Genomic DNA, 12218 nt, shown 5'->3' with positions numbered 1-12218 from the left:
GGAGTTTCCTGCGGAAAGTGCTTACTCGGGAATCACCGGCTTGACCTTGGCCGCCGCCTGCTTGGCGCGGATGCGGGCCGATTCGATGTTTTCGCCGGAGGCCAGCGCCACGCCCATGCGGCGGCGCTGGAAGGATTCCGGCTTGCCGAACAGGCGGATGTCCGCGCCGGGGATGCGCAAGGCATCTGCCACGCCTTCGAAGGCGATCGCGCGGGCATCGTGCTGGCCGTAGATCACGGCGGAGGCGCCAGGGGTCTTGAGCGCGGTGTTGACCGGCAGGCCGAGGATGGCCTTGGCGTGCAGTTCGAACTCGCTTTGCACCTGGCTGACCATGGTGACCATGCCGGTATCGTGCGGACGCGGGCTGACTTCGGAGAACCACACCATGTCGCCCTTGACGAACAGCTCGACGCCGAACAGGCCCAGTCCGCCGAGGTTGTCGGTGACCTTGCGGGCGATGTCGCGGGCCTTGTCCAGCGCCGCGGCCGGCATCGGGTGCGGCTGCCAGGATTCGACGTAGTCGCCCTTGACCTGCACGTGGCCGATGGGGTCGCAAAAGCTGGTGACGGTGTCGCCGTTTTCATTGAGCGAACGCACGGTCAGCAGGGTGATTTCATAATCGAAATCGATGAAGCCTTCCACGATCACGCGGCCGGCATCGACACGGCCGCCGGCGGCGGCGTAGTTCCACGCGGCCTCGATTTCATCGGGGCCATCGATCTTCGACTGGCCCTTGCCGGAGGAAGACATCACCGGCTTGATCACGCACGGGAAACCGATCTGCTGCACGGCCGCCTGCAACTCTTCCAGGCTGTCGGCAAAGCGGTAGGGGGAGGTCGCCAGGCTCAGGGTCTCGCCGGCCAGGCGGCGGATGCCTTCACGGTTCATGGTCAGCCAGGCGGCGCGCGCGGTCGGGATGACGCGGGCTTTGCCGGCTTCTTCCAGCTTGACCAGGGTCTCGGTGGCGATCGCCTCGATTTCCGGCACCACCAGGTCGGGCTGTTCCTTTTCGATCAGCGCGGCCAGCGCGGCGCCGTCGGTCATGTTGATCACGTAGGCGCGATGCGCGACCTGATGGCCGGGCGCATTCTCGTAGCGGTCCACGGCGATGACTTCCACGCCCAGGCGCTGCAGCGCGATGATGACTTCCTTGCCGAGCTCGCCGGAGCCGAGCAGCATGACTTTGGTTGCCGATGGGGAAAGCGGAGTGCCGAGTCGGATTGGTTTTTTCATAACGGGAGGGGGCTGATCAGGAACAGCCTGATCCGGTGCGAGGAATCGATAACGGCGGGACGATACCAAATCTTGCCGTGTTTGGACAGCCGCATTATCCGTCGTCATGACGGCTGGATGCGCGATATCGGCATAGGCTGCAACGAATGATTTCTTTGTGGAAATCTTTCAATGCGAATCCATTAATACCTTCGATTCCAACTTCTGGGTATGCGCCGGCAACGGCGCGCAATTGCCGGCAAAACGGATTGGCTGGAAGCGGCCGGGTTTGCGAATGTCCGCGTTTTGCCGCGATCGGGATTTTCCGTCGGGACGAATTATTTTTCGTTCAAATGCAAATTAAGCATCGCACCCGACAACGATTTCCCATGCGCGTCCAGCGCCAGCGAACGGGTGACGCCGCCGCCCAGCGCTTTTTGCATGACGAAGTTGAGCGCGCCCAAGTGCGGCAGCGCATGGCGCACCACCTCGCCGTGCACCACGCCGGCGAAATGCGCGCGCACGCGTTCGGCGGTCAGTTCGCGCTCCAGCAGGGCATAGTCTTGCTGGCGATAGACGATCACCGAGATATTGGAAATGTCGCCTTTGTCGCCAGCGCGGGAATGGGCAATGTCACGCAGCAGCATGTCAGATCTCCTCGAAATGAACCGATGCGCTCACCAGCTCGCGCGGCAGCAACATGGACAGCACCGCGATCACTTCGCGCGCCGATTTGGTGGCGCCGCCGCCGCCGGCCGGGCCGTTGGTATAGAGCGTCTCGACTTCATTGCCGATGCGCACCGCTTCCTTCATGCTGGCGGTGCGGCCGGCGACGCGGGCGCGCACTTCGAACGGCTCGGCGGCGGCAGATGACATGTCGTTGCCGCAGATGGCGTTGACGCCGATCAGGTCGAAACGCAATTCGTCGGCTTGCACACCGGTCAGTTGCAGGCGTTCGCGCACGATGTCCAGCGCCAGTTGCGCGCGCGCCTGGGCGCCTGGGCCGGCATAGGAAATCTGGCCCTCGCCGATGAAGCTGTCGCGGTAGCCCAGCGTGGTCTTGAGCGTGGCGCTGCGGGGACGGCCGCGGCCGCCGGTGACGGCCACGCGGTCGGGACCGATCTCGGTGATCTGCACTGCCGAGAAGTCGGCCACCACATCCGGCGTGAAGTAACTGCGCGGGTCATGGATTTCGTAGAGCAATTGTTCCTTGCAGGTTTGCGCCGTCACCTGGCCGCCGGAGCCGGCCACCTTGGTGATGACGACGCTGCCGTCGGCGCTGACTTCGCCGATCGGGAAACCCAGCCGCGCCAGCCCGGCCACATCCTTCTTGCCCGGATCAGCGAAGTAGCCGCCGGTGATCTGGCCGGCGCATTCCAGCAGATGGCCCACCAGCGTGCCCTGGCCCAGCTTGTCCCAATCGTCCCCGGCCCAGCCGAATTCATGTACCAGCGGCGCCAGCACCAGCGCCGGATCGGCCACGCGGCCGGTGACCACGACATCGGCGCCGCCTTGCAGCGCCTCGACGATGGGGGCGATGCCGAGATAGGCGTTGGCCGAGATCAGCTTGTCGCCCAGCGAGGCGACCGGCTGGCCGTTGTCTTCAATGGTGAAGTTGCCGCGCTTGAGCACATCCAGCACGTCATCGCCGCTGACGGCGGCGACCTTGAGCCGCTTCAGGCCGATCTCTCGGGCGATTTCCCGGATGCGGCGCGCGGCGGCTTGCGGATTGGCCGCGCCCATGTTGGTGATGATGCGGATACCCTTTTCGGCGCAGGTCTTGAGCACCGCCTGCATGCGTTCGGCCAGCAGCGGGTCGTAGCCCTTGGCCGGGTCGGCCAGGCGCGCCTGCTGGCCGATGGCGATGGTGCGTTCGGCCAGGCATTCGAAGATCAGGTAGTCGAGTTCGCCTTTTTCAGCGAGTTCGACAGCGGGTTCGATGCGGTCGCCGGAATAGCCGGCACCGGCGCCGATGCGGATGGATCGCATTGCATGCTCCTTGAAACTGACTTATCTCTAGAACGGGAATAAGCCGAACGCCACTGCAACAAAGGTCATGAAGACCGTAGTGGCGAACAGAAATGGAATGGTGAATTTTTGATGGTCGCCCAGTTCGATGCCGACCAGGCCGATCAGCAGGAAGGTCGCAGGCGTCAGAGGGCTGACCGGAAAACCGGTGGTCATCTGGCCAAGCAGGGCGGCTTGCGCCATCTGCACGCTGGGAACGCCGAGCGCATTGCTGGCTTCGGCCAATACCGGCAAGACGCCGAAATAGAACGAGTCGGGATCGAACAGCAGGCTCAGCGGCATCGACACCAGGCCGAGCAAAAAGGGCAGGTGATGCGCCATATCGAGCGGAATGCTGGAGGCGACGAATTTGGCCATCGCGGTCAGCATGCCGCTGCCTTTCATGATGCCGGTGAAAACGCCGGCTGCCAGCAGGATGCTGGCCATCATCAGCGCCGCTTTGGCATGCGCGTCGATGCGGGCGCGTTGCTGCGCGACTTCAGGGTAATTGATGAACAAGGCCAGTACGGTGCCGATCATGAAGCAGACCACGGGGTCGACCTTGCCGGTAATCATGCAGCCAAGGACCAGCAAGACCAGCCCGACATTGATCAGGAATTTGCCGGGGCGGCGCAGGCTGCGTTGTTCTTCGCTCAGTTCCTGCTGGTGGTAGCCGGCGCCGGCATCCTGCGTTGCCAAGGCCGGGGCGGCGCCGGAAGCGGTCAGGCCGAGGCGGCGTTCTTCCCGCTTGCCGAGCAACCAGGCGCAGGCAAAGACGAATAGCATGCCGCAAATCTGCACCGGCACCAACGGCAGATACAGGTCCGCGACCGGAATATGCAATGCGGCGGCGGCGCGCAAGGTCGGTCCGCCCCAGGGCAAGGCATTGGCCACGCCGGCGGCCATGGCGACCACGCAGGCTAGGATGCGCTTGTCCATGTTCAGGCGCTCGTAGAGCGGCAGCAGGGCCGGAATCGTCACCAGGAAGGTGACGGCGCCGGAGCCGTCCAGGTGCACGATGGCGGCCAGAATGGCGGAGCCGAGCACGATGCGCGAGGGCCGCAAGCCGACCACTTTCAGGACCTTGTTGATGATCGGATCGAGCATGCCGGCATCTTTCAGGACGCCGAAGAAGAGGATGGCAAAGACGAACATGCCGACGATAGGGGCAATGCCCTTGATGCCGTCGACCATGAATTTCCCGGTTCCCAGGCCGAAGCCGCCGATCAGGGCCGCCGCAAACGGAATGGCGATCAGCGCCGCCAGCGGCGACATTTTCTTGGTCAGAATGGCGGCCAGCAAAACGACAATCGTGATAAAGCCGAGCAGGGCGAGCATAGATGTCTCCGGTGTTTTTTATTCGAGGATGTCCGCAGGCGGCGGAGCATCGCATTTATGGTTTTAAGTGCGGTGCAACGAGTGTAGGTGGCGGTCGATTTTGCTGTAAAGTGCGTATTTTCGATCAATTAATCGTTTTTTCGGATTAATCATGGCCGCCAATATTTCGACCCGTCTGCTGCAGGCCTTCCTGGCGCTGGCCGACTGCCGCCATTTCGGCCATGCGGCCGAGCGCTGCCATGTCTCGCAGTCGGCCTTCAGCGTGATGATCCAGAAGCTGGAAGCCGCCGCCGGCGCGCGGCTGTTCGAGCGCGATACGCGCAATGTGACGCTCACGCCGGAAGGCGAGCTGTTCGTGGAAGTGGCGCGCCAATTGGTGGCCGATATCGAATCGGCTTTCTCCGACATGAGCGACTATGTGGCGCGCCGCAAGGGCCGGGTCGCCATTGCCGCCTTGCCTTCGCTGGCGGCCGGCTGGCTGCCGCCGGTGCTGGCGCAGTACCGGCAGCGCTATCCGGGGGTGACGGTGGAATTGTTCGACGCCATTTCAGACCATTGCCTGGACCTGCTGCGCCATGGCAAGGCCGATATCGCATTGACCGCGCCGGGGCCCAGGCTGCTGGAATTCGATACCCGGCCGCTGTGTTCCGATCCGTTCTATCTGGTGTGCCGGCGCGACCACAAGCTGGCCGGCAAACGGCGCATCAAGGTGGCCCAACTGGCCGGTTGCGAGCTGATCCACCTGGCGCGTTCGACCAGCGTGCGCCAGCACCTGGATGCGATGCTGCATCCCGGCGGGACGGTCAACACCGGGCTGGAAGTGGAACATCTGGCGACGGTGGCGGCACTGATCGAGAGCGGCCTTGGCGTGAGCGTGGTGCCTGAGTTGACGCTGTTCCAGTTCCGCCTTCCCAACCTGGTGGCGATTCCGCTGGATGCGCCGGAGCTGGTGCGGCCGCTGTTGATCGTCACGCCCAAGGAGCGCAGCCTGTCGATCGCGGCGCAAGGCTTGCTGGCGTTGGTGGAAGAGAAAGCGGCAATGGAAATGGGCATTGCGGAGAAAGGGCGGCCGCCGGCAGGCAAGCGCGGCGCCAAATAAAAAAGCCGATCGGATATCCGGTTCCGATCGGCCCAACGATTGCAGGAATAATTGTTTTCTGTCGATCCCGCCGTCCCGCGCAACTCAAGCAACTCAACACTCAAGCCGCTGCAGGACGGGGCTCCCCCGCCATCTGCTCCCCGCTTCAGTCAGCGGCGTAGATGTCGTTGTGAACGCTTTCCTTCACGAAGAACAGGCCGATCACGAAGGTCGCCAGGGCGATCACGATCGGATACCACAGGCCGTAGTAGATGTCGCCCTTGAAGGCCACCAGCGCGAACGAGGTGGTCGGCAGCAGGCCGCCGAACCAGCCGTTGCCGATGTGGTAAGGCATGGACATCGAGGTGTAGCGGATGCGGGTCGGGAACATTTCGACCAGTGCGGCGGCGATCGGGCCGTACACCATGGTCACGTACAGCACCAGGATGAACAGCAGCAACAGGACCATGGGCTTGTTCATCTGGTCCGGATCGGCCTTGCTCGGATAACCCGCGGCCTTGATGTCGTCAGACAGTTCCTTGGACAGGGCCTTGTCTTTCTCGGCGGCTTCTTCCTTGGACAAGGCGGCGGCGTCATACGAGGTGATGACCTTGTCGCCGATGGTGACGGTGGCCACCGAACCCGGTGCGCCGGCCACGTTCTCGTAGTTCACCGATGCGGCCGACAGCTTGGCCTTGACGATGTCGCACGAGGAGGTGAACTTCTTGGTGCCGGTCGGGTTGAACTGGAACTGGCAGTTTGCCGGATCCGCGGTCACGATCACCGGCGCCTTTTTCAGCGCGGCTTCCAGCGCCGGGTTGGCGAAGTGGGTCAGGCCGTTGAAGATCGGGAAGTAGGTCAGCGCGGCGATCAGGCAGCCGCCCAGGATGATGGGCTTGCGGCCGATCTTGTCGGACAGCGAACCGAAGAAGATGAAGAACGGCGTGGCCAGCAGCAGCGCTATCGCGATCAGGATATTGGCGGTGGCGCCGTCGACCTTGAGCGATTGCGTCAGGAAGAACAGCGCGTAGAACTGGCCGGTGTACCACACCACGGCCTGGCCGGCGGTCAGGCCGATCAGCGCCAGGATCACCAGTTTCAGGTTTTTCCATTGGCCGAAGGCTTCGGTCAGCGGCGCCTTGGAGATCTTGCCCTCGGACTTCATCTTCAGGAACGCCGGCGACTCATTCATCGACAGGCGGATCCACACCGAGATGGCCAGCAGCAGGATGGAGACCAGGAACGGAATGCGCCAGCCCCATTCGGCGAAGGCGGCTTCGCCCACCGAGGTGCGCACGCCCAGGATCACCAGCAGCGACAGGAACAGGCCCAGGGTCGCGGTGGTCTGGATCCATGCGGTGAAGGCGCCGCGGCGGCCATCCGGCGCGTGCTCGGCCACATAAGTGGCGGCGCCGCCGTATTCGCCGCCCAGCGCCAGGCCTTGCAGGATGCGCAGGATGATCAGGATGATCGGCGCGGTGATGCCGATGGCGTTGTAGTTGGGCAGGATGCCGACGATGAAGGTCGACGCGCCCATGATCAGGATGGTCACCAGGAAGGTGTACTTGCGTCCCACCAGGTCGCCCAGGCGGCCGAACACCAGCGCGCCGAACGGGCGCACGATGAAGCCCGCGGCAAACGCCAGCAGCGCGAAGATGAACGCGGTGTTGGGGTCGGTGCCGGCGAAGAACTGCTTGGCGATGATGGCCGCCAGCGAGCCGTACAGGTAAAAGTCATACCATTCGAAAATGGTGCCGAGGGAGGACGCGAAAATGACCTTGCGCTCCTCAGGTGTGATGCCGCGCGCAGTCGTGTTGACTGATGCTGTCGTCATGCTGGTCTCCTAGTTTTAATTGATTGGCTGATGCATGGCCGAATGGGGCGTTATGCAAGAACGCAGCGGAGATGCCATGACTGTGCGACGCCATCCCCGTTTTCGAATCCGCCGACGATTCCGCCTTGGCGGCGATCGTCAACCGATCCATACACAAACTGCGGTATTCGTTCCGCATTGCTTGCGTAATGGCCCACTTGTCCACGCGCCGAGTGTGCGACTCAAAACTTACGCAGGACTTGCTTGAAACTTACACAGGCTTACAGGCGAAACGCGGCGGAATTGGTTGCGACGCAGCATGGAGAAGCCATGCCGGCACGCATGGCAGGGGAAGAAGAGGTTTTTGCGGTGCAGCGGCCAAAGCCCGGATGGTGGGCAACCCGATGCCGGACGCATGCGGCGTTTCTACGGCCGGCGCCGGACATCGTGTCTGCGTGTCGCTATGAACGTTGACGTTGAACCTGGCGGGTATCCGGTCCTTATGCCAGCGCGGTGGTCGGCATCGGCGCCGCGGCGTCACTGCCCGAAGGCAGCGCATCGCCGGCCAGCAGCGCCTTCACCACGCGCTCGCCCAGCCCCAGTCCCACGCTCATGCCGATGCCGGTATGCATCAGCACGGCCGTGGTCTTGTCATCGATCGGCAGCGCCGAGAACGGGCCCGGGCCCTTGCTGCCGTACACGCCTTGCCAGCGCTCGAGCACCTGCACGCGCGTGGCCAGCGCGTCTTCGGCCAGGCCGATCATCAACTGGTCGATCTCTTCGCTGTTGAAGGGCGGCGAGTCGGCGCCGTAGTAGTGCGAATCGCCGATGATCAGTTCCTGGTAGGGCGTCGGGCTGACCAGCAGGTGGATGCCGTGCTTGTTGAGCAGCGGCGCGGTGGCGTCGATCTCGGCATGCACCGCGCGCGCGGTGGGCAGGTCGGAGAAGGCGCCGTAGTGGGTGCAGGAGAGGCCGGTCAGCACCGCGTGCGTCAGCGGCAGCGCGTCTTCGGTCTTCACGCGCAGCATCTGGAGGCGGCATTGCTTCAGGTTCATCGCTTGCAGGCGGTCGGCGAACAGGGTCTGGTAGTCATGGCCGGAGCAGACGATCACGCGTTCGGCGCGGAAGTCGCCGGCGGTGGTGGCGAGGCGGCCGTCGCCGGCGCCATGCACCAGCGTATTGAAGCGGAAATGCACGCCCTGCGAATGCAGGTAGGCCACCAGGGCCGGCATGGCCTCGCGCGAATACAGCTGCAGGTCTTCGGTGCCATGCAGGGCCGCGAGGTGATGGCTGAAACGGCCGTTGTAGAGGGTATTGAGCTTGTCGCCTTGCAGCAGCGAGACGCGGTATTCATATTGGCGCGCGCGCACGATCATGAATTCCTGCAGCACGTCGCGTTCGGCTTCGGTGCGGGCGAACAGCAGGGTGCCGGCTTCGCGGGCGCTGAAATTGGCGCGCGTCGACAGGTAGAGCCACAGTTCGCGGCTTTCGCGGGCCAGGTCCAGCATGATGCCGGGCGGCTGGCCGGTGACCAGGCCCATGCCGAAATTGCGGATCGAGGCGCCCAGCGGGGTGCCGGTGCGTTCGAAGACGGCCACGCGCAGGCCGCGCTTGACGGCGGCGTAGGCGTGCGCCAGGCCGAGGATGCCGGAGCCGACCACGGCCAGGTCGAAGTGTTGGGAGTCGCTGCTGTTCATGAATGCTCCATCCGATTCTGGTTCTGTTTGCAAAGATGTCGTTGAAGAACCTGATTGAAATGACATTTGCTCAACTCCCGTCGAGATCGCAATCAGGTTCTAAGCGGGCGCTCTGGCGTCGCCCGTCGGTTGCCGCTGTTGCTCGCGCGGCCTGCGCCACCGAATGGCGGCGCAGGCCGTACTGCCTTGGCCGTGCGGCTTATTGCTTCTTCTCGGCCTTGCTTTCGTAGCGTTTGCTCCACTCGGTCAGGATGCGCTCGCGGTTGGTGCTGGCCCAGGTGAAGTCGTTCTTGATCAGGCGTTTTTCATAGTCGGCCGGCAGCAGTTCGTCCGGCTTGGCGATGCCGGGCATGGCGACCACCGCGAAGTTCTTCTCATACAGGGTCATGGCTTCCTTGCTGGCGGAGAAGTCGGCCAGTTTTTTCGCGGCTTCCAGGTTCTTGGTGCCCTTGACGATGGCGGTGGCTTCGATGTCCCAGCCCAGGCCTTCGGACGGCAGGATCACGTCGATCGGCGCGCCTTCCTTCTTGGTCTTCACGGCGCGGTATTCAAACGCGATGCCGATCGGGAACTCGCCGGTGGCAGCCTGCTTGCAGGGCTTGGAACCGGAGTGGGTGTACTGGCCGATGTTCTTGTGCAGGGCGTCCATGTAGGCCCAGCCCTTTTCCTCGCCCATCATCTGCAGCCAGGCCGAGACGTCCAGGTAGCCGGTGCCGGAAGATGCCGGGTGCGGCATCACGATCTTGCCGGCGTAGACCGGCTTGGTCAGGTCGGCCCAGGAAGTCGGCTTGGGCAGGCCCAGCTTTTGCGCTTCCACGGTGTTGAAGCAGATTGCCGAAGCCCACACGTCCATGCCGACCCAGGCCGGCGGATTGGCGGCGCTGCGGTACTTGGCTTCGATGTTGGACAGGGTCTTGGGGGCGTACGGGGTCAGCATGCCTTCCTTGTCCAGCATGGCCAGGCTGGTGGCGGCCAGGCCCCAGATCGCGTCGGCTTGCGGATTGGCCTTTTCGGCCAGCAGCTTGGCGGTGACGATGCCGGTGGAGTCGCGCACCCACTTGATTTCGATATCCGGGTTGGCCTTCTGGAAAGCGGCCTGGTAAGCCTTGATCTGGTCCGCTTCGAGGGCGGTGTAGACCGTCAGCGTGGTGGCGGCATGCGCGGCCTGTGCCGAGAACAGCATGCCGGCGCCGATGGCCGATGCGAGCAGTTTGAACAGCTTGGTTTTTTTCATGATGGCCTTTGGATGGGCTGGGTTGAAATGGCGTCGGTAGAACGCCGGATGGGAAACAAGGTTCGGCTCAATGGGTGCGCGCGCGGCGCCACGCCTGGGCGCGGGCGATCCAGCGGCCGCCGGCGGCGTGCATCAGCAGCGAGGCGGCGGCCGAGGTCAGCAGGATTAGCGTCGACATCGCCGCGGCCGGGCCGACATCGCCGGCGTCGTCCATGTTGAGCACGGCGACCGAGGCCAGCACGGTGTCGGGGCGGTACAGGAAGATCACCGCCGAGACCGTGGTCATCGACGACACGAACAGGTAGCGGAAGATCTCCAGCAGCGCCGGCAGGCACAGCGGCACCGTGATGCGCACGAAGGTCTTGAGCAGAGGCACCTTCAGCGACAGCGAGGCGGCTTCGAATTCGGGATCGAGCTGCTTGAGCGCGGTGACGGCGGTCAGGTGGGCGGTGGTGTAGAAGTGCACCACCGAACACAGCACCAGCAGCGCCATCGTGCCGTACAGGAAATTGAACGGGTTGGCCGGGTGGTTGAAGAACAGCAGGGTGCCCAGGCCCAGCACCAGGCCGGGCACCGCCATCGGCAGGAAGCACAGGAAGCGCAACAGCGGGCCGAGTACGGACGAGAGCGCCGACCCGCCGCGCGTCTTTTCCATCAGCCAGGCGCCGGTGAAGATCACCAGGGTGCCGGCGATGCTGGTGCCGCAGGCCAGCTTGAGGCTGTTCCAGTAGGCCAGCCAGCCGCCGCCGTCCATGTTGTCGAAATCGTAGTGCTGCAGCGTGAGCTGCAGGTTGTACGGCCACAGCTTGACCAGCGAGGCGCCGATGGCGACCGCGATGATGGTCAGGATGGCGGCGGCCAGCGCCGTCACCGCCATCAGGTTGGCGCCATCGCGGCGCCAGTCCGGGCGCGGCACATAGGATTCCGAGCGGCTGCTCATCTGGGCGCGCTGGCGGCGTTGCAGCCAGGCGTCGACGGCGAAGGTGAGCACCGCCGGCACCAGCAGCAACAGGCCGATCAGCGCGCCGCGGCCGAACTGCTGCTGGCCGACCACCGCCTTGTAGGCTTCCACCGCCAGCACGCTGTAGGCGCCGCCGACGATCTTGGGCACGCCGAAATCGGTGATGGCGAGCGTAAATACCAGGCAGAAGGCGCCGAAGATGCCATAGCGCGTGGCCGGCAGGGTGACGCTTTTGAAGGTGCGCCAGCGCGACGAGCCCATCGCGGCGGCGGCGTCGTACAGGCGGCCATCGGCTTGCGACAAGGCCGACAGCAAGATCATCAGCGCATGCGGGAAGGTGTAGAACACTTCGCCCAGCAGGATGCCCCAGAAACCATAGATGCTGCCGTCCATCCATTCCTTGAACAAGCCCTGGTTGCCGAACAGGTAGATGAGCGCGATGCCCGGCAGCAGCGACGGCGCCAGCAGCGGCAGGAGCCCGATGCCGCGCCACACCGGTTTGAGCGGGATGCAGGTGCGCTGCAAGGCGTAGGCGAACGCATAGGCCAGCGGCACCGTGACCAGCGCGGTGGCAAAGGACACCCACAGGCTGCGTCCCAGCATGGGCAGGAAATTGATGTTGGAGAACAATGCGGCCAACGGCTGCAAGCCGGCCCAGCGGCCCTCAGGGGTGAGCGCCGCCTGCATCAGGATGAACACCAGCGGGCCGCCCAGCCCCAGCAGCAGCGCGGCCAGCAACAGCCACTTGAGGCCGGCCAGCAGCAACTGGCCGGGGTCTGTTTGGCGTTGCGCGCGCCTGGCGCCAGCGCTGTGCAGGCCCGGCGCCCCCAGGTCGGGCATGGCGCTGCTGGCAGTGGTGGCGGTGGAGTTCATCGCGG

The 12218-nt window shown here is 64.2% G+C and carries 9 protein-coding genes; 1 reads left to right on the top strand and 8 read right to left on the bottom strand.

What is annotated here, in order from left to right:
* Positions 1–21: 21 nt before the first annotated feature.
* The 4 genes from purT to AC07N6_RS08315 all read right to left on the bottom strand — a co-directional run bounded on the left by purT (position 22) and on the right by AC07N6_RS08315 (position 4557).
* Positions 22–1233 carry a formate-dependent phosphoribosylglycinamide formyltransferase gene (gene purT, locus AC07N6_RS08330; RefSeq protein WP_494779845.1) on the bottom strand — a complete coding sequence of 404 codons (1212 nt, stop codon included), beginning with the start codon at positions 1231–1233 and terminating at the stop codon, positions 22–24.
* Positions 1234–1550: 317 nt separating this feature from the next.
* Positions 1551–1859, bottom strand: coding sequence for an AtuA-related protein (locus AC07N6_RS08325; RefSeq protein WP_494779844.1), 309 nt, complete (start codon positions 1857–1859; stop codon positions 1551–1553).
* A gap of 1 nt (position 1860) precedes the next feature.
* Positions 1861–3201 carry an acyclic terpene utilization AtuA family protein gene (locus tag AC07N6_RS08320; protein ID WP_494779843.1) on the bottom strand — a complete coding sequence of 447 codons (1341 nt, stop codon included), beginning with the start codon at positions 3199–3201 and terminating at the stop codon, positions 1861–1863.
* A 27-nt stretch (positions 3202–3228) separates the two neighbouring features.
* A complete protein-coding gene (locus tag AC07N6_RS08315) occupies positions 3229–4557 on the bottom strand; it encodes a CitMHS family transporter (RefSeq protein ID WP_494779842.1) in 1329 nt (442 codons plus the stop codon).
* A gap of 151 nt (positions 4558–4708) precedes the next feature.
* On the opposite strand from AC07N6_RS08315, the gene AC07N6_RS08310 reads away from it, so the two are divergent.
* Positions 4709–5656 carry a LysR family transcriptional regulator gene (locus tag AC07N6_RS08310; protein ID WP_494779841.1) on the top strand — a complete coding sequence of 316 codons (948 nt, stop codon included), beginning with the start codon at positions 4709–4711 and terminating at the stop codon, positions 5654–5656.
* A gap of 145 nt (positions 5657–5801) precedes the next feature.
* Here the strand turns inward: AC07N6_RS08310 and AC07N6_RS08305 are convergent, their stop codons facing one another.
* The 4 genes from AC07N6_RS08305 to AC07N6_RS08290 all read right to left on the bottom strand — a co-directional run bounded on the left by AC07N6_RS08305 (position 5802) and on the right by AC07N6_RS08290 (position 12213).
* Positions 5802–7469, bottom strand: coding sequence for an MFS transporter (locus tag AC07N6_RS08305; RefSeq protein ID WP_494779840.1), 1668 nt, complete (start codon positions 7467–7469; stop codon positions 5802–5804).
* Positions 7470–7948: 479 nt separating this feature from the next.
* A complete protein-coding gene (locus AC07N6_RS08300) occupies positions 7949–9145 on the bottom strand; it encodes a TIGR03364 family FAD-dependent oxidoreductase (protein ID WP_494779839.1) in 1197 nt (398 codons plus the stop codon).
* 199 nt (positions 9146–9344) lie between these two features.
* Positions 9345–10379 carry a putative 2-aminoethylphosphonate ABC transporter substrate-binding protein gene (locus tag AC07N6_RS08295; RefSeq protein WP_494779838.1) on the bottom strand — a complete coding sequence of 345 codons (1035 nt, stop codon included), beginning with the start codon at positions 10377–10379 and terminating at the stop codon, positions 9345–9347.
* Positions 10380–10446: 67 nt separating this feature from the next.
* Entirely contained in the window at positions 10447–12213 is a 1767-nt protein-coding gene (locus tag AC07N6_RS08290; protein WP_494779837.1) for a putative 2-aminoethylphosphonate ABC transporter permease subunit, read from the bottom strand.
* Positions 12214–12218 lie beyond the last annotated feature (5 nt).

The sequence above is a fragment of the Herbaspirillum sp. GW821-FHT09A12 genome (assembly GCF_059418325.1).
Note: the sequence above shows the minus strand (reverse complement) of the source record. Positions and strands in the feature narration are given on the sequence as shown.